Below are 20,252 nucleotides of genomic sequence, written 5' to 3' on the forward strand. Positions count from 1 at the left end.
ATTACCAGGGGGATGTATGTCAAAGCTTGCGCTTTATAATGCTGAGTTTGTATCAAATGAGCATGTTGGTGGTAACATTTATCTTATGAAACTTGTTTGTGCGCCGCTTGCAAGCAGCATAAAGGCAGGTCAGTTTGTACATTTACAGCTTCCTTGTGCTTCAGAACACCTGTTGCGCCGCCCGTTTTCTGTGTATCGAAGCGATCCGCAAACAGGCGTTCTGGAGATTTTATATGCGCAGATAGGAGAGGGAACGCGCCTGCTTGCCCAGCTTGATGCGCGTCATGTTGACACCATCAACATGATTGGTGCTATTGGGAACAGCTGGCAAGATATGCATCCTGTGTGTGAACGCGATCGCGTGTTGCTGGTAGGAGCTGGACTTGGCAGTGCGCCATTATACATGTGGGCTCGCTATTTGCACGAGCACTCCATACCTTGCGACGCTATTCTTGCGGCGCGCAACGCTGAGTATCTATGTACGCGTTTGGATTATCAGCGCATTGTATCGTCGCTTACCTGCACAACCGATGATGGTTCTTTTGGTATTCCAGGTACTTGTATTCCCGTAGTTGAGCGCCTGATAAAAGAGGCACAAGATCAAGGGACACCCTACACCTGTATCAGCGTCTGTGGCCCGAGTATTGTAATGAAGCTGGTAAGCAATCTTGCACATGATTTTGGTATTTTTTGTCAGGTTTCACTTGAGCGTTCAATGGCATGTGGTATTGGGGCGTGTTTATCATGTACGGCTGATACGCACTGTGGAAAGAAGCGCGTCTGTATTGATGGCCCCGTCTTTGACGCAAGCGAATTAGTATGGTAGCGCTTGCTCGGTTGTGCTTGTGCAGTAAGGTTTCAGTAGGAAAGAGAGGAATGTGGAGTGCACGCTAACTTCAAGAATACGCACGTCACGAACACGCACGAATGTCAATTGGTTGCGCACAGAGATGCACAAAACGATGTTGACATGCGCGTTTCGCTTGCTTCTCTGAGCATGAAAAATCCGCTCACGGTTGCGTCAGGCACCTTTGCCAGCGGGCGCGAGTATGCCGATTTCATTGATATATCACGTTTGGGTGCCATTACTACCAAAGGAGTATCTGCGTGTGCGTGGGAAGGAAACGATCAGGGACGTTTAGCGGAAACGCCCAGCGGTATTCTTAATTCTATTGGGTTACAAAATAAAGGCGCCAAGCACTTCATAGAAAACGATCTTGCCTGGCTAAAACAGCAGCAAACGCGCGTTATCGTGAATGTGTGCGGTCATTCATATGACGAATACTTCCAAGCACTTGACGCGCTTGAACAAGCAAGTGGCATTGATGCGTATGAGATTAATATTTCGTGTCCTAATGTAGATGCAGGTGGAATGGCACTTGGCACACAGCCGAACGCTGTTGAGCGCATTGTGTCGCTTCTGCGTGAGCGCACGTGCAAAACACTTATTATCAAGCTTACTCCCAATGTAACTGATATTGCAGAAATTGCGCGCGCTGCTGAAAGCGCCGGTGCTGATGCGCTTTCGCTTATCAACACCTTGCTTGGCATGGCAATTGACGCACATCGCCGCCGTCCTATCTTATCGCGCGTGGTAGGGGGATTGTCGGGTCCTGCCATTAAGCCTGTTGCGCTGCGTTGCGTATGGCAAGTTCACAAAGCGGTCAACATTCCCATTCTTGGTATGGGTGGCGTTGCGAGCGGTACCGATGTTGCCGAGTTTATGCTTGCTGGGGCAAGCGCTGTTGCCATAGGCACCGAGAATTTTGTTGATCCTTGCGCAACAATGCGCATTCTTGATGAGTTGTATACGTATGCACGCGAACAACATATTACCCATATCTCAGAGTTAATAGGAGGCTTAGAGTGCTAAGAAATTTTAACGATCAACCCTGCTCTGAGCGCGTTATTGTAGCGCTTGACTGCCCGCATGCTCAGGCGCTGAATTTGGCGCGCCAGCTTGCAGGATATGCCAGCTGGGTTAAAGTGGGAATGACGCTGTATTACGAAGCGGGGCCTGCAATTGTAAAGGAACTTAAAGCGCTTGGTTTTAAGGTTTTTCTCGATTTAAAAATGCATGATATACCGCATCAAGTTGAAGGTGGCGCCTTGAGTGCTGCGCAAACGGGTGCTGATATGCTTACGTTTCATTGTCTCGGTGGAAAAACAATGCTTGAAGCGGCGTGTCGTGGTTTAGAACAAGCACATGAGTTGGATGCAAATATTATGTGTGCTAGTTTAGGTATCACTATTCTTACGAGTCATTCACAAGCCGATTTAGAACAGATAGGTCTTACTGGTTCGGTTTCAACGCGCGTAAGTGCACTGGCACAGCTTGCGTGTGACGCTGGCTTAACAGGCGTTGTTGCTTCACCTTTTGAAGCGCAACAATTGCGAAGTGAACTGGGAGAAGAAGCTTTTATTGTAACGCCTGGCATCCGTTTGCACGCCGCCCAAAATGACGACCAAAAACGCATTGCAACACCGCGGATGGCTTTCGAGGCGGGAGCCTCTCACATTGTGGTAGGTCGCCCGATTACACAGGCAGAAAATCCTGTAAGCGCCTTTAAAAATATCTGCGTTGATATATAGACTTTTTCCAGATAATTAGCTAAGATATTTTTGAACGCGATGCTTATGTGTGCATATTTCATCGTGAAACTTACATAAAGAGTTTGCAATATGGAAGCTAACACGTATAATGGCTTCGACAGTTTATTGAACTTTTTAGGTAAGCACCCCTGCACCTGCGTTCAATAGGTAATCATTCGATTCAACTTAAGGAGATCACGATGGCTATTCCTCAGCTCAGCCCAGAAGAGCGTAAGGCCGCCCTCGAAAAGGCCAAGGCTGCTCGTATTAAGCGTGCAGAAGTTCGCGAAAAGCTTAAAGCAGGAGCGCTTTCAGTGAAGCAAATTCTCGATATGAAAGACGATCCTATCATTGGTCGTATGAAAGTTTCAACGCTTATTGAAACTCTTCCTGGTTATGGCAAAGCTAAGTCAGAAAAGATTATGAATGAGCTGCAAATTGCCGATAGCCGTCGTCTTCGTGGTCTTGGCGAGCGTCAGCTTGCTGCTTTGCTAGAGCGTCTTGTGTAACGTTTGTTTATGCGCAAAGGTAATTTATTTGTATTATCGGGTCCATCAGGTGCTGGTAAAGGCACATTGGTGGCCCGATTACTTTCTGTAATGCCACATTTGTGGCTTTCTGTTTCTGCTACAACCCGTAACCCCCGACCAGGGGAGCGCGATGGAGTTTCCTATTATTTCTTCGATAAAGAGCAATTTCAGCATGCGATAGATCACGATGAAATGCTTGAATGGGCATCGTATGCAGGTAATTTTTATGGCACGCCTCGTGCGTCAGTAGAAGAAAAACGCTCACGTGGCATTGATGTATTACTTGAAATTGAAGTGCAGGGAGCGCTTCAAATTAAGAAAAAGTGTCCTGATGCACACCTTATTTTTGTAGAAACGCCATCGCTATCGGTTTTAGAAGCTCGTTTGCGAGCACGCAATACCGAAGATGAAGAAGCAATATGCAAGCGATTAGCGCAGGCAGAACTTGAACTTAGCTTAAAAAAAGAGTACAATTACGTTTTAGTCAATGACGACCTGGACACTGCACTACACCAGCTTGTTGACTATATAACCAGTTCATCACATTAAAAGCGAGGACAAACAAACATGAGCATCATTGATCCAAAAATTGATGTTTTACTTGAAAAAACTGATAACGACCGCTTTTTGCTATGCTCACTTGCATCGAAGCGTGCACGTGACATTAACGATATGATGCATGGCCAGCGCGAACGCGCTCTTCAGCTACAAACAGCGGTAGATATTGCGCGCGCATCGCATGCAAAGCCGCTTTCTATTGCCTTTGAAGAAATTGCACGTGGCGATATTTCGTATGATCCTTCTTCAATCGATATTAAAAATCACTAGTCAAGGTTTATTATGAGCGACGCTTACCAGCGCATTTGTTTACTCCACTATCATGAAATTGGTCTTAAAGGCCACAATCGTGCATCATTTGAATTGCGTTTGCTGCACAATGCAGAAGCTTTGCTTAAAGATTTTCCGCTCGTAGCGATTCATCGAGTATCAGGTCGCTTGGTGTGTTTCTTTAAAGAAAAAACTGACCGTGATACCGTGTTACGTGCAGCTGAACTTCTTAAAATTATCCCTGGTGTTGCTCGTGTGTCAAGCGGCTTTAAATGCCCTCGTATTCTTGATGTGATGGGCAACGTTGCATGCTGTGCACTTGAAGAAGTACCGCACTTTGAAACATTTAAAGTGCAAGCACGACGCAATCATACCGATTTTCCAACAAATTCTATGGAACTTAATCAACGTATAGGTTCCGTATTGTGTGAACATTTTCCCGATAAGCGTGTTTTGATGAAGTCGCCTGATGTTGTTGTGGGCATCGAAGTTGTGCAAAATGCTGTGTATGTGTACGCGCACAGTGAACGTGGTATTGGTGGTTTGCCGGTAGGGTCGTCAGGCAGGGTAGTGTGCTTGCTTTCAAGCGGTATTGATTCTCCTGTTGCCTTGTGGCGTATGGCCAGACGAGGGGCAATTTGTATCGGTTTGCATTTTTCAGGTCGCCCTCAAACGAGCGATTCAAGTGAGTATCTGGTGGATGATATTGCGCACGTTCTTGAGCGCTCAGGTTGTATTGCGCGTGTGTATGTTGTACCATTTGGCAACTATCAAAAAGAAATCGCGCTCAGTGTTCCCCCTGCTTATCGCGTTATTATGTATCGGCGCCTTATGATGAAAGTGGCGCAGCGTGTAGCGTTGCGTGAAGGAGCAGGTGCGCTCGTTACGGGAGAGTCGCTTGGTCAAGTTGCCTCACAAACGCTTGAAAATCTGCAATGCACCAACGATGCTACAACGCTTCCTGTTTTTAGGCCTTTGATCGGCTGTGATAAACAGGAAATTATTGCTGATGCTGAGAAACTTACCACCTTTGAAATATCCTCGCAAGACGCATCCGATTGCTGTACGCTTTTTATGCCACGTAATCCAGAAACACACGGATCACTCGATCAAGTGCATGAAAGCGAAGCTGTTTTGCCTCTTGAACGCTGGATTGATGAAATTATGAGTGCTCTAGAAGTGCATGATTATAACTGTCCTGCGTATAAAAAACCAAAGAAGTAGCATAGCTTTGCAAAATTGCTACATTGCAACATGGTACTGTTGTAGCGTTGGAGTGCGGTTTTGGTATGTTGCTTTGCCGTTATAGCAGGTATTGCTTTATTTTTGTTGCTCTATTCATCTTCTGTTCGTTGCTGCATAGCAACTTTTAAGCACCTCTGTTAACAGCTCATTGGCAGCTTTTCGCACCTCTTTTAGCGGCTTTTTCGCGTATTTATAAGAGCTTTTTACCTGCAAAATATCATATAAATGGCGTCTTTTTGCCGTATTTTCTTTACTATGCTTGCTTTGCGATTAAGGAGCAAGCTATGGATACGCAAAGCATTAAGCGCTGCATTAATAACGTGCAGCATCATAAAAAATTGATGTCGCTTATAGGTTTATTGCTCTTGATTACTCTTGCACTACTGTGTAAATTTGTGCTGTTTAGTAGCTATTCTCCCTTTAGCGAAAAAACGTTAAGCTACCACCATTCAGCTTCAAGTAAACCATCTTTCAAAGCATCTCCGAGCTCAACGGATTACGCACGTACTTACAATATGCATGGCAGTGATACGGGTATAAGCGCGTCACATTCAAAAGGTGTATCTGCTCAGCACAAAACGCAGTCGTCAGGAAGTAAGAACGCTCAGTACAACGTTCCTTCTGCTGGTGCTACTTTGCCTGCGGATTGTGATATTACGGTTTATGTCAGCGGTGCTGTAACTACTCCTGGTATGTATACGCTTAAAACGCCTGCGCGTATTGATGCTGCGCTTGCTCAAGCAGGAGGTTTTAGTGATGCTGCTGATCGTGATAGAGTAAATTTAGCTCAGAAGCTCAGCGATGGTCAGCATGTCTATATTCCACGTATAGGGGAGCGTGCATCTGTTGATATGTCGCGTACACACGCGCGGAGTTCACGTCCGCAATCGCGGCGTCAATCGTCCAACGCTTCTTCATCATATCCTGTACCGACTGATGAAATAAGCGCAGATAATCCACTTAACCTTAACACAGCATCCAAAGAGGAATTGATGCAACTTAAAGGTGTGGGCGCATCGCTTGCCAAGCGCATTCTTGACTATCGCAGCATGCGTGGATCGTTCCAATCAAAAGAAGAACTTCTTATGATTGCCGGCATCGGTGAAAAATTGTATGCGCAGATAGAAAGCTTAATTTATTTGTAAAAGGCGTTGATGATAGCAATGCGCGGCACTTCACACAACATATCTGCACCGCTTTGCAATGCACTGCCATCTTTATGCTGGAGCGCGTTTAGTTTGTGGTTGTGCTGCGCATGCATACTTTCACATGGCTTTTCACTGCCGTTCTCAAAGCTAACGGAGCTTAATACCTTCGAAGTGTGTGAACAGGTACTATGCAGCCCGTCTGTTATGCTTCTTATCGGTGTGATTGGCGCAAGTGGTGTTATTCTTGCACTCATGCACACAAAAGCAGTGTGGTTTTTCATTGTTGGAAGCATTCTTGCGTTTGTGTTCTCGCTTTTCTCACTTGTACTGTATGCACAGTCACTTCATCAGCTTGCTGATGTTCCTTGGGACGCAACGGAAAATTATGTCGTTCATGTTGAGAAAGATGCGCAAACAAAAGGCGCTCAAGCACGCACACTCGTCACGCTTTATAACGAAGATGGAACACTTGTACTGCCATCAGGCTTAAAGTGCGTGTGCGATATGCCCGTACTTGATGCGCTTGTGCTTACGCAAAGTAGCATGACCGTGAAAGGTACGCTTCGTGCGCTGAAACCGAATGAATACCAGCGTTTTATTTCATCGCATGTGGTGGCGCGTCTTACCGTAACGCATGCCGATACACCACGATATCGTGGTTTGTGGGCACCGCTTTTTATGCTTCGCGAACAGCTTATTGACAAGCTTGTGAAGCGCCAAACGCCAGAAAGTTCACTTATTGCAGTAATTACGTGTGGTTTTCGCAATTCACTTGCAAACTTTGATACCTATGATGTCTTCAAGCAATCAGGGCTCGCACATCTTATTGCGGTATCAGGTGCTCACATGAGTTTGCTGTGCGGTTTTATATCTTCTGTATTGGGCAAATTTCACGTTGCAAAACGTATGGTATGTACGCTGATGATAAGTTTTATGGGCATGTATTTACTCATTGCAGGATTTCCAATTTCTGCTTTACGGGCTGCAGCAATGAGCTGCCTTGCGCTTGGCGCTTATTTTGCAAAACGACGTTCAAATGCCCTTCAGGCGCTGTGTATTTGCATTATCGTTTTTCTTGTGTGCGATACTACCTGCGCTCTGTCTCTTTCATTTGCGCTTTCAGCGTTAGCAACAGCTGGCATACTGATGTTTTCGCGCCTTTTTGAGTGGCTTATAAAGCGATACGTGCCATTTTTGAAGTGTATTGCAAGCATACTGAGCGTGTCGGTTGCTGCTCTCATACCTACCCAAGCACTTTCGTGTGCATTTTTTGAAACACTGTCGCTGTATAGTTTATGTGCCAATATACTTGCTGCTCCTTTTTTTATAATCCTGTGCTGTGGTGGAATATTATCACTCTTGCTATCATGCTGTGCGCCTTTTATAGCTGATTTTGTTTTTATAGGTGTTGAAGCGTGTGCTTTTGTGTTAGTAAGCAGCCTGAAAGTGCTCAATACTGCGCCCTTTGCGTGTGTGCACGTGAGCATATCAGTACCTGGAGCTCTTGCTTGTAGCGTTTGTGTATCGGGAATTATATATGCCGTATGGTATATAAAGACAAACCCGCATGCGCAAAATCGGCTCCGTTGTTGTTCAAATAAGCAGATGAATGGTGTGTTTTCGCGTGTTGCTCACGTGGACTTGTTAAGCACATTACTATCGAGGGTGCACGCAGGTGTAAAGAAAAGTGAACATATGCTTCCCTCTAAGCACTCCACATTGCGCATGCGAATTATGGTAGCTGCAATATGCTGTTTTGTATGGAGCGTGTGTGCAGTTTATGTTTGTAACAGAGAGCCTCCATTGTATCGTTTAACAGCCTTTAGTTACGACAAGCAATGCTGTTATTTGCTTACATCGCAAAGCGAACAAACGCTTATCAATGTTACGTCGCCCGTAGCGCCGCTTATTGACTTTTTGAAACGGCATAATGTAGAAATGCTCGATTATGTGGTGCTTTCAGATGATAATCCTGCTCACTATAGCGCGCTGTTAGAGCTGTATGATGCGATACCATACCAAGCGCTTGCAAGTTTTGTAGAAAACCCCGAACAGATGCAGCACGCTGACACGTTTGCAAGTTTTCTAGGACATCGCGATACGCAGTACCAGGTCAACAAAGTATCGGCAGATTTTTCTACGCCAATGCGTGTGTATCGCGCACGAGATGATACAACTAACAAGGTTTCTTTTACGTCATCCAACCTACTCACGTTTTCAAATGTGATAGCGTACGTAAAAACAAGGGGAGTGACGTACCAACATCTGCGCTATGACGATACGCTGAGGTGTGGAAATGCCGAATTGCGTGTGGTATGGCCTCATCGCGTTCATGAGACATACCGTAATAGCGATACCTTAGCGCTGACACTTCGCTTATTGACAGATGCAGAAAAATCTTCTCTACCAGCGCAAACGAGCAACGCAAACCATTCACCAGCAAAAACGCACGATACAATCTCCCCATCAGCAAAAACGAATATGGCAGGTACGCACGCGCTTGCTTCTCGTGACGCACACGTTTCAACGCCAGTACATATGGGCAAGCATGTAAGCTTGATTGCGCCGTTTCTTTCCTTTGAAGAAATTACCGACATTTTGCTTGAACGAAATAGCTATGATATGGAGCTTGCGTGCATTGCTCCAGGTGTATGTGACGACCCTTTTACAGCAGGTGAGCTGCATGCACGTGTGTATGTTTTGAGTCCACCTCAAACGCCCTTAGACTCTTCTACAAACAAAAATTCGCAGAGCCAGTACACTCCTACCAGCTATGATATGCAACTCGTAAGAGAGGTATCTGTCAGTTTCACGAAAAATTCCATGCGTGTTGACCATGCGCCACCGTAAGAAACGCTGTAGAGCTTCTGAGCATTTCGTGTGCATGCGTGCTAAATACGTTATCATAAACAGCAGCGTAGCGCGTTGTGTGGGGGCGCCATAAGGCTGTATGTTCATCACAAGCTATGTGTAATTGGCGTAACGTGGTGGTGCGGGTGGTGGTGGCTTGCTTGCAGTGTCGCGTTACATTCAACAAGGAGAGTTTTCATACAAAGGAGCACAGCGTGGATGTTTCACAAGCACCATTATCATCAGGCACAACACAGCACACTGCGCAAACTCCAACAGGCGTGTATTTAATTATGGGTCCTGATCGCTTTAAGCAAGCGTTCTATCTTAATTACTTTCGCACGTATTTTAAAAACCAACAACAAACGCCGAGCGGTCATGTCATTGAACGTTTCGATGCAAGTGAAACAGCGGTAAAAGATGTCGTTGCGTGCTGCGCAAGTTTTTCGCTTTTTAGCTCGTTGCGCCTGATAGAATGCCATAATGTTGATGCGTACAAAAAATCAGATATTGATACGTTGCTCGATTATTGTAAACAAGCTTCTCCCAGTAGTGTTTTGTTACTTGTGTCATCATCTATGATGAGTGCATCGCGCTTATGCAAAACGCTGCTTGCCCTTGATAAAAAACGCGTTATGCCATGTCCTGCACTCAGTAAAAAAGAGCTTGTGTCTTGGATTGCAACGCGAACACGTGCGCATGGCCTTGATTGCAGCGCATCGGTGTGTAATGCCATTATGGATGCGTGCGGCTCTGACACGGCGCATATCGATAGCGAAATTTCACGCATTGCGCTTAGCACATCCACAAAACAATTTCGCGATGTAGCAGATATGGCACCTTTTCTTCCGCAGATCGATGATAGTGGCTGGTGGATTTGCACTGATGCGCTTATGCAGCGCAACACTGCTCGTGCCCTTGCATATGTTCGCGCGCATCCTGAGAGCGTATTTAACGTGCTCCAACGCATACAAGAGCACCTTGAGAAGCTGCTCTATATTCACCACTGCACAAATACGCATACCACACCCAAACTCACTGAACAATTTGGCGGTTCGTCGTGGCAGTATCGATCGTATCCGCGCTTTGCGCAAAATTTTACGACAGGCGAGCTTGCACATCTGTACGTTCGTTCGTGTGAACTTGATGAAGTGATGAAATCAGGCAAAAACCCTGTTTATTCGTTCATGCTGTTTGTGTTGTTGTTCAAAGTAGGATAAGCACGCGACGTGCCATAATAGAAAAGCGTTAAGGTACCAGGGCCAGAGTGTGCGCCAATAACAGGATCAACGTATCCAATTAAGCAATCGTGTACTCCACATTGCTCACTTAACATTGTGGCAAGCTTTTGCGCATCTTCGATACAATCGCCATGGCTAATGATAACGTGCTGCTCAGCAAGTGGTTGCCATGCTGATTTTTTGAATTCGTCAATCATGGTTTGCATCGACTTTTTACGTCCGCGCACCTTTATTTGAGGAGCTAGCGCACCTGCGTCAGTTACATTGAGTACGGGCTTGATGTTAAGCATTTGACCTGCAAAACCTGCTGTACGGCTTACGCGCCCGCCACGTACCAAGTATTTCAGATCGTCAACGGTAAACCAGTGAATGACATTACGTTTGTGCTGTTCACACCACGCACGAACCTCCTCGATGCTGCGTCCTTCGCCACGTAATTCACACGCGCTGCGCACTAACAAGCCTTGACCGCCTGACGCGCACAGCGAATCAACATAGTAAATACTGCGCTCAGGATAGCTTTCTTTCAGCTGGTCAAGAAGCAGTGCAATAGCTTGAAACGTTCCCGAAAGTGCTGAGGAAAAGCCGATATACAGCAAATCTTTGCCGCTCTCGAGAATTTCGGTGCTTAAGTCTTTCGCGAATTCAAGCGAGGGGAGTGTTGTTGTAATAACTTTTCCATCACGCATCATGGTATAGAAGCGTTGAAGGTTGCTTGTTTGTCCTTTGAGATAGCTTTGATACGTTTCACCATCAACCATAAATCGTAAAGGAAGTATCTGTAGATCGTAAGTATCTATCACTTCATCTGGCAAATTACTACACGTATCGGTCATGATAGCAAATTCACTCATAGGTACTCCTTTTATTGGTACGGTTCTTGCTGGTGCGGTTCTTGCGCATTGCATTGTTACTATACACAGACAACGCCATAAATTCTCTCAAACGCACGTGCTGTCGCAATTGTATTGTATATGCCGCTGTAGTCTTTCAGTACGCATACGTTTAGGTGGGCGCAACGTGGCGCTGTTCTAACGCTATGCTTGCATTGGCGCTAAAGGTATTGGTAAATCCTTATGCCTACCATGTACGCTCCATGTTTCGATTGTTTTAATATTCTATACTTCTTAAGATATGCTCTCATTCGTAAAAAATTTCGCTATACTTACTATTCATAATTATACTTGTTTATTGCAAGAAATTGAGTATATAAAGAGGAGTGCTCGCGTGGGAAATTCATACAAATCAACCATGAACTTGCCAACAACAACGTTTTCGATGAAGGCAAACCTTGCTCAAAATGAGCCTAAACGTCTTGAGAAATGGGATGAGCAGCACATTTATGAGCAAATACTTGAAAAGAATAAAAATGGTAAGCCCTTCGTGTTACATGACGGGCCTCCGTATGCGAATGGGCCTATTCATATTGGGCATGCGTTTAACAAAATCCTGAAAGACTTCGTTATTAAAAGCCATGCTCAGCAGGGGTATTTCACGCCGTATGTACCTGGATGGGATTGCCATGGCCAACCTATCGAGCACATGGTTGAGCAAACGCTTGGCAAAGAAAAAATGGCACAGATCGATCAGGTAACGCTGCGTCGTTTGTGTCGCCAATGGGCTGAAAAATATGTCGATATTCAGCGCAAAGGCTTCAAGCGTCTCGGTGTAAATGCAGCGTGGGATACGCCGTATCTTACGTTTCAGCATAATTACGAATCAGGCAACGTTGAAATTTTCAAGAAAATGTATCTTGATGGCTCGGTGTATCGAGGTCGCAAGCCTATTCATTGGTGTAAAAATTGTCACACGGCACTTGCTGAAGCAGAAATTGAGTACTCAAATGAAACCTCAAGTTCGCTGTATGTTCGCTTTAAAATGGACAGCATTCCCGATGCGTTTGCACGTGCTGGATTGAAAGAAACCCTGTGGGTGCTGATCTGGACAACCACCGCGTGGACGCTTCCTGCAAATGCGGCAGTGTGTGTGGCTCCTCATGCGCGCTACGTATGCGTGCGTGCGCAAAATCATGCTATGCTGATGGCGCAAGAACTTGTTGAAAAAGTTGCACAGCTTCTTTCGTGGGATAACTACGAACTTTTGCGCGATTCAACAGGGGAAGTGGTGTCGCTAGAAGGCATTGAGCTTACGGGACTTACCTATGAGTGTCCAGTCATAAAAGAGCATCATGGCAGCTTTATTTATGGCGATCATGTAACACTTGACGATGGTACGGGTGTTGTTCATACCGCTCCTGGTCATGGTGTAGATGACTACCTCGTTGGATGCAAGTTTGATATTCCCGTGTACATGCCGGTAGATGATAACGGCAAACTTACCAAGGATGCAGGTGAGCGCTTCTGTGGCTACGATACTGATGATGTTGCGCCCGACATGATTGCTTACCTTAAAGAAGAAGGCACGCTTGCTGGTGCGCTTGAAATTACGCACAGCTATCCGCATTGTTGGCGCTGCCATCAGCCCGTCATCTTCCGCGCGACCGACCAGTGGTTTGTGTCGATGGACAAAACCAATTTGCGTAAAGCCGCACTTCACGCTATCGACAACGATGTGCAATGGGTGCCTGCGTGGGCAAAAAATCGTATTGGTGCAATGGTTAGCGAACGTCCCGATTGGTGTATTTCGCGCCAGCGCTCGTGGGGCGTTCCCATTCCTGTGTTTACCTGCAGTAAGTGCGGCGAAGTGGTTGCAACAGAGCAAACGTTCGATGCGGTTATTGCGCTCTTTGAAAAAGAAGGCGCTGATGCGTGGTTTAGCAAAAAACCAGAAGAATACCTGCCCGCCGACGTGTGCTGTGAGAAATGTGGCTGTCATACGCTTATTCCTGAAAAGGACATCTTGGATGTGTGGTGGGAATCGGGTGTGTCACACACCAGCGTGTTGAAGCATCGCAGTGCTGAGGGCCTGTATTTTCCTGCGGATATGTATCTGGAAGGCTCCGATCAGCATCGCGGTTGGTTCCAGTCGTCGCTGCTTACGAGCATTGGTGCGTATGGATGCGCGCCGTATAAATCGGTGATGCATTGCGGCTTTACCGTTGATGAAAACGGCGAAAAGATGAGCAAATCGAAGGGCAACGGCGTTGATCCTGCCGATGTAACCAGTACTTTTGGTGCTGACATTTTGCGTCTGTGGGTTGCAAGCGTTGATTATTCACAAGACGTTCGCGTGTCTGATTCCATATTAAATCAGGTAGCAGGAACGTATCGTCGTTTCAGAAACACGCTGCGCTTCATTTTGGGCTCGCTGGGCGATTTCGACTTCGATAGCGATGCCGTTTGCAACTTTGAGCAGCTTACCGCGCTTGATCAATGGATGCTCTGCTCGCTTCAAAACTTGCTTCATGCTGTTCAAGCAGCGTACGATTCCTACAAATTCCATACCGTGTATCGCTTGATTTACGACTTTATGGTTGGTGATTTATCGGCTGTGTATCTTGAAGCAATCAAGGATCGCTTGTATTCTGAAGCGCCGAACTCGCCGTTGCGCCGCAGTGCACAAACAACGCTTGCCAATGTACTTGAAGTGATGGTGCGCATTCTTTCGCCTATCATCACGTTTACTGCTGAAGAAGTGTGGGAGAACTACCCGCAATCGCATTTGCAACGCCCCGGGCGCCCCGAAAGCGTTCAGCTTGCAGGATGGCCTGATGACGCAAGTTTCTTCCCCGTGATTCCTGAAAATGCTCGCGAACGCATTGCTGCACGTTTTGAGCGTGTTTTTGAAGTGCGCGATGTTGTTCTTAAAGAGCTTGAAGAAAAGCGTGCAACAGGTGAGCTGGCGAAAGCACAGGAAGCAGCGGTACACATTTACGCGAATAGTGAGCATCTTGATGCTTTACGTGCGCTTGATGGAGCAGGCGTTGAGGAGCTTTTGGTGGTATCTGAAGTGCACTTACACGAAAGCGCCGATGACGCTATTACGGTTGAAATTCAGCATGCTCGTGGCGAGAAGTGTCCGCGTTGTTGGAATTATCGCAGTTTAGGTACGCAAAGCGACTATCCTGATGTGTGTGAGCGCTGTGCGCAGGTCCTTCGCGAAATTAACTATCACGCCGAGTGTTAGAGAGGAGCACGTGAAAACTTTGAGTTGCGATACCGTTCGTCATGCCAGTTCCTCTCAGCAACCAAAAGCACGCACGTACAAAGGTGCGCGCGTGCTTACTTTAGTGCTTATCAGTATTGCCGTATTGGTTATTGATGCATTTACGAAGCGCCTTGTTTCTCACGTGAGTGAAGGAACGCTTATTGTTGGTCCTTATCTGGGGATTTTCGATATTCGCTTTGTCAAAAACACCGGAGCAGCATGGGGAATTTTCAGCAACGCTACGTTTTTACTTGGTGTATTTTCAGTTGTGTTATGCACGGGCGTTTTTGTGTACTTTTTAACCACCCATCACCGTATGAACTGGGCAAAAACTATTGGTCTTGCACTTATTATCGGTGGAGGTTTTGGAAACGCAATTGATCGTTTTGCGCTTGGTTATGTGATTGATTTTATTGAAACAACGTTTATCAAATTCCCTATATTTAATGTAGCTGATATGGGTGTTACCTGCGGTATTGTTATTTTTTTGTGTGGACTCTTTGTGCAATCATCGCATCCGCATACCCATGAAGAAGCATCGCGCATACACGATGCACAAGAGTGTAGCGTATGAGTGCGACACGCTGTTATATCGTTCAAAAACCCTTTCACGGGATGCGTCTTGATGTGGTACTTGCACAAGCAGGTTTATTTGCGTCACGCTCTCAAGCGGCTTCGGTACTTGAGAATGGTGATGTGCTGGTAAACGGTAGCGCTCAACATAAAAAATACAACGTCAGCACAGGGGATGTTATTATTTATCCCGTTCTTAGTGATGCCCCGTGTGCAGTATCGTTGTACGGAGAAGATATTCCTCTTGATATTCGCTACGAAGATGATGATCTGATTGTTTTGTCAAAGCAAATCGGTTTAGTGTGTCATCCGTGCGACGATCATACGCACGGAACGCTTGTAAATGCACTTGTGTATCATTGTGGAGCTGAACATTTATGCAATTTGCAAGGCGAAAATGACAGGCTTGGTATTGTTCATCGCCTTGATATGAACACGTCTGGCCTGATGCTGGCGGCAAAAACGGATGTTGCTGGTGAAGCTTTGATGCACGCTATTGCTGCACGCAGTGTTGACCGTCACTATATGGCACTTGTGCATGGCATTATTCCACATGATACTGCACTTATTGATGCGCCGCTATCACGTGCTATCAATGATAGAAAGCGCATGTCAGTTCGTGATTGTCCACAGTCACGCAGCGCACTTACCTCGCTTACGGTTCTTCGCCGTTATGAAGCGGGTTCGTATGATGATGGTTTTACGCTTATCGACTGTAAATTATTTACGGGGCGCACGCATCAAATTCGTGTTCATTTAGAATTTGTTAAACACCCGCTGGTAGGCGAGCCGGTATATAATAATTTTGCGCCGTATAAAGGCAAAGAAAGCCTTGAGCTTCAACGGCAATTTTTACACTCGTATCGCATTGCGTTTACGCATCCACGGACCGAAGAACAGCTTTCCTTTATGGATAATCTTCCGCGAGATTTGCGCCGTGCGCTTACTGTATTGGAAAATCGTACGAGTAGCATAACTGATGCAGGACAACGTATTTTTACTGAACTTGAGCAAAGTCCGTGTCCTTCGGTTGAAGGCTTTGCGCTAAAGGACATTTCTAACGTATAAGGCGGTACATTATGTCGTGTATAAGTGATACTCAAACAGCAGCTAGAACTGGTATAACTCCAGATGCGGACGCAGATGCAGCACGCAGTAAGCAGCGCGTTGGTGTGTTGCTGGTAAACACTGGCTCACCTGACGCTCCCACACCGCCTGCCGTTCGTGCTTTTCTGAAAGACATGCTAAGCGATAAGCTCCTTATCCACAACGTGAACTGGTTTGTATGGCAATGTATTGTGCGCTTGTTTATTTTGCCACGTCGTGGAGTAACATCTGCTGAGCGTTATAAAAAAATCTGGACGGAGCAAGGCTCACCCTTAATTGACGCAATGAGCTCGCTTTGCAAGCAGCTATCAGCGCGTTTAACCACGTCAAACACGCAATGTACCTTTGCAATGGGTATGAATTATGGTAATCCGTCTATTCAATCGGCACTTGAACAACTGCAAGCAGTGCAAGTAAACAAACTGGTCGTGCTGCCTTTGTATCCGCAGTATGCGTTTTCAACAACAAAGTCGAGTTTTGTGCGCGTGCAATCGGCACTTAAAGCACTCAACTGGAATTGCGAATGGAGTTATATCGACAACTACCACGCCGATAGTACTTATATCAATGCGCTTGCACAGTCTATTCACGATGCTGGTTTTTCCAAAGAGCAAAATGATAGGTTGGTGTTTTCGTTTCATTCAATCCCTGTGCCCGATGTTGATGCAGGCGATCCGTATCAAAAGCAAACGCAAGAAACGGCGCGTGCAACAGCAGCGGCGCTCAATCTTACACCTGAACAATGGAATTTGTGCTATCAGAGCAAGTTTTCAAAATATTGCGAATGGCTTACTCCCTCAACACATGACACCATTATTCGCATCGCTCAACAAGGTCATGAACGGGTATTTTTTATCTGTCCAGGCTTTGCGGTTGATTGTCTTGAAACGCGCTACGATGTTTTTTATGACATTAAACCCACTTTTGATGAACATGCTGCAGCTGGAGAAGACGGCACCGCGCGCGAATTTATCTATGTTCCCTGTTTAGGAAAAAGTACGCTGCAATGCGACGTGTTAGCTCACGTGCTTGCGCCTTATATCGATGAGTGCAACGCGCTTGGTGCAAAGGCGTCTGCTCAGGAACATACGCCGCAAGAAATGAGATGATCGCATGACACGGCAACGCGACTATGAAGGTGAACATCTACCCGTAAGTATGGATATGGGTACGCGTGTGGACGCGGGCGAGAACGCTTGCACACGTGCGAGCCAATGTGCGGGCAATGACGTAAACGTCTATGCTCACGAACACGTTCACGCAAACGAACACACATTTGCGCCTGCGCAAAAAACGCAGAAGTGTGTGGTGCTTGGTGTAAGCGCGTGCGTTGCCATCTATAAAGCGTGCGAATTGATACGCCAACTGCAGAAACGCTCCTTCGATGTTCGCGTTGTGATGACGGAACACGCAACTCATTTTATCGACCCAACACTGTTTCGTGCGCTTACGAAACATCCTGTTGCCGTAGGACTTTTCGATAAGCCAAGTGATCCTATCCATCATATTTCGCTTGCGCGCATGGCTGACGTGTTTGTTATTGCACCAGCTACCATGAATGTTATCGCGAAATTGGCCGCCGGCATTGCCGACGACATACTTACTACGTCGGTGCTTGCTACGAGCGCTCCTCTTATCATTGCTCCAGCTGCAAACAGCGTGATGTATGAAGCGCCTGCATCGAAAGAAAACAGGCGCAAACTGGCAGCGCGTGGTGTTCGTTTTGTTGAAGCTGATGCCGGCGAGCTTGCTTGCGGAGAAGTAGGAAAAGGGCGCATGGCAGAGCCTGCAAGCATTGTTGAAGCGGTGTGTTTGTGCTTTGACGACGCGCATCACGCGAACGCCTTGCAGGGAGTCGACGCTTCTGCGCAGCTTGCGGGAAGCGTTGATGCGTCTTCGCAGCTTACCAGACAGCGCGTGGCGTCCAAAGCGCGTAAAGAACTCAGCGGCAAACGCGTTCTTATTACGGCTGGCCCAACGCATGAATACATTGATCCTGTACGATTTATTGGCAATCCATCATCAGGCAAAATGGGCTTTTGTTTAGCCCAAGCAGCGTGCCGCTTAGGAGCTCGTGTCGAGCTGGTATCAGGACCTACCAATCTTTCTGCACCCGAGGGCGTTCAACTTATACGTGTTACGTCAGCGCAAGAGATGTTTAAAGCAGTACAAGAGCGCTTTTCGAGCTGTGATGTTGCTTTATTTAGTGCTGCGGTAAGTGATTTTCGTCCGCTTGAATGCGCCGATCATAAACTGAAAAAAGCAAACAACTATAATAGTTTGACGCATATTGATTTGGTGGAAAACCCCGACATTCTTCAGCAGATGGGTGCAGCAAAAACGCACCAAATTGTGGTTGGTTTTGCAGCTGAAACAAGCAACGTGATACCGTATGCTCGCGAAAAACTTGTTGCAAAGCATGCCGATATGATTGTTGCGAACAAGGTAAGTGCAACGCAAGGTTTCGCGTGCGATACATCGCAAGCAACGCTGGTGTTGCCTCAGGAATGCATTGAATTGCCTGAAATGCCAAAAATCCAGTTAGCAGGAGAAATTTTTCATGTACTTGTGAAACGTTTATTGTCGTTTGCTTAATAGGAATTCCGTGCATAAAAAACGCACGAAAAACGGAGAAAACAGTGCATAAAAAAACATGCCAGAGAAGCTCTGGCATGATTACAATCTGGTCGGGTTGACAAGATTTGAACTTGCGACCCCTTGACCCCCAGTCAAGTGCGCTACCAAGCTGCGCCACAACCCGAATTACGAAGCTTTTAAGTACGATTGCGCTTGTTGTATTCGTGTACGGTACGTGCGCGTTTCGTTCTTAAGAGCCTATTTATAATACTTGCTTCGCGCACTAAATTCAAGACTTGCATTCGTATTTTTTTAGAATGCACGCGCATGTGTGGTTGCGCTCACACGTATTGCACGCGTTTGCCATCATGGAGTATGCGCACCATGCTTGTAGCTTCTTCGTACAGGCGCCATTCAAACGCTTGCGACAGTTCAGCGTAAATGCCACGTAACCAGGTGAAAATTCCAATACACACATCCAATTTCACGAGCTTAAGGCGCCGTTCTTATACGTCATGCTCTGAGGTACATTTTTGCTCAAAACATGCGATTTATTCAAGAATAGCTGCAATTACATAAGCGAACAGCTCAAAATTCTCTATAATAAGGAAGAGAGCTTACAGCCATAGTATCGATATACACTCGATTGCAAGGATAGACATGCATGGATAAACACCTCTACAATACCGCACGTAAACATCACGCATCTGCACATAATCTTGAAACTTGGGATAAATCAACTGATGCGGCAATCGACTCTATTGTTACTATTCCTAATCTTATTTCACTTATTCGCTTGTGCATGGCACCGTTGTTTCTTATCTTTTTATTTGGTGGAAATGATATTTTTGCCGCGGTCGTGTTTGCTCTTGCATCGGGAACCGATTTCCTTGATGGGCAAATTGCACGAAGAACAGGAACGGTGTCAAAATTAGGGCAAATTCTTGATCCAGCGGTCGATCGAGTGCTTATGGCATGCGCTGTGCTTGGATTATTCCTTGTGGGTCGCTTGCCGTTATGGCTGATAATTATCGTTATTGTACGCGATTTTGGACTGGTTATTGCAGGTGCTATCCTCCTGCAACGCTGGCATAAGCGCATCCCCGTTATTTATCCAGGTAAAATTGCTACAACGCTGCTTTTTATAGGTTTTGCTGGACTGTTGTTAAATGCGCCTCTTGTTCCAGGTTTAGCGATTATACCTTTTTCTGCGCTTCCAGGTTTTAATGCGGTATCGTGCTCGTGGGGAATTTGGTTTGTGTATGCTGGACTTATTTTGGGATTGCTGACTGCGCTGTACTATATTGTTGCAGGAATTAAAAGTATCAGTCATTGCATGAAAGATACCTCGAACAGCTCAGTATATAAATAACAGCGCACATGATTAGGAATATACTATGAAGCCTCACAACAATACATTTTTGCGTATACGTATGCATGCAGCGCATTCACAA

17 protein-coding genes and 1 tRNA gene are annotated in these 20,252 nt (G+C 46.1%); 16 read left to right on the top strand and 2 right to left on the bottom strand.

What is annotated here, in order from left to right; all coding sequences use genetic code 11:
* Positions 1-16 precede the first annotated feature (16 nt).
* From HMPREF3190_RS02155 to holA, 10 genes are all read left to right on the top strand, one after another.
* On the top strand, positions 17-826 hold the full coding sequence (locus tag HMPREF3190_RS02155) for a dihydroorotate dehydrogenase electron transfer subunit (protein WP_066779927.1): 810 nt from the start codon (positions 17-19) through the stop codon (positions 824-826).
* 108 nt (positions 827-934) lie between these two features.
* Positions 935-1,873, top strand: coding sequence for a dihydroorotate dehydrogenase (locus HMPREF3190_RS02160; RefSeq protein WP_449676026.1), 939 nt, complete (start codon positions 935-937; stop codon positions 1,871-1,873).
* Positions 1,867-2,592 carry an orotidine-5'-phosphate decarboxylase gene (gene pyrF / locus HMPREF3190_RS02165; RefSeq protein WP_066779930.1) on the top strand — a complete coding sequence of 242 codons (726 nt, stop codon included), beginning with the start codon at positions 1,867-1,869 and terminating at the stop codon, positions 2,590-2,592. Before HMPREF3190_RS02160 ends, pyrF begins: the two co-directional genes overlap by 7 nt.
* 200 nt (positions 2,593-2,792) lie before the next feature.
* A complete protein-coding gene (gene mihF, locus HMPREF3190_RS02170; protein ID WP_066779932.1) occupies positions 2,793-3,101 on the top strand; it encodes an integration host factor, actinobacterial type in 309 nt (102 codons plus the stop codon).
* Between the two features lie 9 nt (positions 3,102-3,110).
* Positions 3,111-3,671 (top strand): guanylate kinase, encoded by a 561-nt coding sequence (gmk, locus tag HMPREF3190_RS02175; RefSeq protein ID WP_066779936.1) that lies wholly within the window; start codon positions 3,111-3,113, stop codon positions 3,669-3,671.
* 18 nt (positions 3,672-3,689) lie between these two features.
* Complete coding sequence (locus HMPREF3190_RS02180) at positions 3,690-3,950, top strand: DNA-directed RNA polymerase subunit omega (protein ID WP_066779939.1); 261 nt, start codon at positions 3,690-3,692, stop codon at positions 3,948-3,950.
* A gap of 12 nt (positions 3,951-3,962) precedes the next feature.
* Positions 3,963-5,174 carry a tRNA uracil 4-sulfurtransferase ThiI gene (thiI, locus tag HMPREF3190_RS02185; protein ID WP_066779941.1) on the top strand — a complete coding sequence of 404 codons (1,212 nt, stop codon included), beginning with the start codon at positions 3,963-3,965 and terminating at the stop codon, positions 5,172-5,174.
* Positions 5,175-5,479: 305 nt separating this feature from the next.
* Positions 5,480-6,340: a helix-hairpin-helix domain-containing protein gene (locus HMPREF3190_RS02190; RefSeq protein ID WP_066779942.1), complete on the top strand. Its 861-nt coding sequence runs from the start codon at positions 5,480-5,482 to the stop codon at positions 6,338-6,340.
* Between the two features lie 9 nt (positions 6,341-6,349).
* Positions 6,350-9,193 (top strand): ComEC/Rec2 family competence protein, encoded by a 2,844-nt coding sequence (locus tag HMPREF3190_RS02195; protein WP_066779944.1) that lies wholly within the window; start codon positions 6,350-6,352, stop codon positions 9,191-9,193.
* Between the two features lie 215 nt (positions 9,194-9,408).
* Entirely contained in the window at positions 9,409-10,413 is a 1,005-nt protein-coding gene (gene holA, locus HMPREF3190_RS02200; protein ID WP_066779946.1) for a DNA polymerase III subunit delta, read from the top strand.
* Here the strand turns inward: holA and HMPREF3190_RS02205 are convergent.
* Positions 10,371-11,288, bottom strand: a complete 918-nt coding sequence (locus tag HMPREF3190_RS02205; protein WP_066779949.1) for a DegV family protein — start codon at positions 11,286-11,288, stop codon at positions 10,371-10,373. The two genes, holA and HMPREF3190_RS02205, sit on opposite strands and share 43 nt — an antisense overlap.
* Positions 11,289-11,661: 373 nt before the next feature.
* Between HMPREF3190_RS02205 and ileS the strand changes: the two genes are divergently transcribed.
* The 5 genes from ileS to coaBC are packed head-to-tail and all read left to right on the top strand — an operon-like array spanning position 11,662 to position 18,816.
* Positions 11,662-14,520, top strand: coding sequence for an isoleucine--tRNA ligase (gene ileS / locus HMPREF3190_RS02210; protein WP_066779952.1), 2,859 nt, complete (start codon positions 11,662-11,664; stop codon positions 14,518-14,520).
* A gap of 10 nt (positions 14,521-14,530) precedes the next feature.
* On the top strand, positions 14,531-15,115 hold the full coding sequence (lspA, locus tag HMPREF3190_RS02215) for a signal peptidase II (protein WP_066779954.1): 585 nt from the start codon (positions 14,531-14,533) through the stop codon (positions 15,113-15,115).
* Positions 15,112-16,182, top strand: a complete 1,071-nt coding sequence (locus HMPREF3190_RS02220; protein ID WP_066779956.1) for an RluA family pseudouridine synthase — start codon at positions 15,112-15,114, stop codon at positions 16,180-16,182. The genes lspA and HMPREF3190_RS02220 overlap by 4 nt, the downstream gene beginning before the upstream one ends.
* Positions 16,183-16,193: 11 nt before the next feature.
* Positions 16,194-17,330 (top strand): ferrochelatase, encoded by a 1,137-nt coding sequence (hemH, locus tag HMPREF3190_RS02225; RefSeq protein WP_066779958.1) that lies wholly within the window; start codon positions 16,194-16,196, stop codon positions 17,328-17,330.
* A gap of 4 nt (positions 17,331-17,334) precedes the next feature.
* Entirely contained in the window at positions 17,335-18,816 is a 1,482-nt protein-coding gene (gene coaBC / locus HMPREF3190_RS02230) for a bifunctional phosphopantothenoylcysteine decarboxylase/phosphopantothenate--cysteine ligase CoaBC (RefSeq protein ID WP_449676031.1), read from the top strand.
* An 89-nt stretch (positions 18,817-18,905) separates the two neighbouring features.
* Here the strand turns inward: coaBC and HMPREF3190_RS02235 are convergent.
* Positions 18,906-18,982, bottom strand: a tRNA-Pro gene (locus HMPREF3190_RS02235).
* Positions 18,983-19,462: 480 nt separating this feature from the next.
* Between HMPREF3190_RS02235 and HMPREF3190_RS02240 the strand changes: the two genes are divergently transcribed.
* Positions 19,463-20,170 carry a CDP-alcohol phosphatidyltransferase family protein gene (locus HMPREF3190_RS02240; RefSeq protein ID WP_082715094.1) on the top strand — a complete coding sequence of 236 codons (708 nt, stop codon included), beginning with the start codon at positions 19,463-19,465 and terminating at the stop codon, positions 20,168-20,170.
* Positions 20,171-20,252: the final 82 nt, after the last annotated feature.

Source organism: Umbribacter vaginalis, from assembly GCA_001552935.1.
GTDB classification, from domain to species: domain Bacteria; phylum Actinomycetota; class Coriobacteriia; order Coriobacteriales; family Eggerthellaceae; genus Berryella; species Berryella vaginalis.

Excerpts from the sequence above, each read along its gene's own strand:
- HMPREF3190_RS02155 (WP_066779927.1), top strand. The coding sequence starts at position 17 with ATGTCAAAGCTTGCGCTTTATAATGCTGAGTTTGTATCAAATGAGCAT.
- mihF (WP_066779932.1), top strand. The coding sequence starts at position 2,793 with ATGGCTATTCCTCAGCTCAGCCCAGAAGAGCGTAAGGCCGCCCTCGAA.
- gmk (WP_066779936.1), top strand. The coding sequence starts at position 3,111 with ATGCGCAAAGGTAATTTATTTGTATTATCGGGTCCATCAGGTGCTGGT.
- HMPREF3190_RS02180 (WP_066779939.1), top strand. The coding sequence starts at position 3,690 with ATGAGCATCATTGATCCAAAAATTGATGTTTTACTTGAAAAAACTGAT.
- thiI (WP_066779941.1), top strand. The coding sequence starts at position 3,963 with ATGAGCGACGCTTACCAGCGCATTTGTTTACTCCACTATCATGAAATT.
- HMPREF3190_RS02190 (WP_066779942.1), top strand. The coding sequence starts at position 5,480 with ATGGATACGCAAAGCATTAAGCGCTGCATTAATAACGTGCAGCATCAT.
- HMPREF3190_RS02195 (WP_066779944.1), top strand. The coding sequence starts at position 6,350 with ATGATAGCAATGCGCGGCACTTCACACAACATATCTGCACCGCTTTGC.
- HMPREF3190_RS02205 (WP_066779949.1), bottom strand. The coding sequence starts at position 11,288 with ATGAGTGAATTTGCTATCATGACCGATACGTGTAGTAATTTGCCAGAT.
- HMPREF3190_RS02220 (WP_066779956.1), top strand. The coding sequence starts at position 15,112 with ATGAGTGCGACACGCTGTTATATCGTTCAAAAACCCTTTCACGGGATG.
- hemH (WP_066779958.1), top strand. The coding sequence starts at position 16,194 with ATGTCGTGTATAAGTGATACTCAAACAGCAGCTAGAACTGGTATAACT.
- coaBC (WP_449676031.1), top strand. The coding sequence starts at position 17,335 with ATGACACGGCAACGCGACTATGAAGGTGAACATCTACCCGTAAGTATG.
- HMPREF3190_RS02240 (WP_082715094.1), top strand. The coding sequence starts at position 19,463 with ATGGATAAACACCTCTACAATACCGCACGTAAACATCACGCATCTGCA.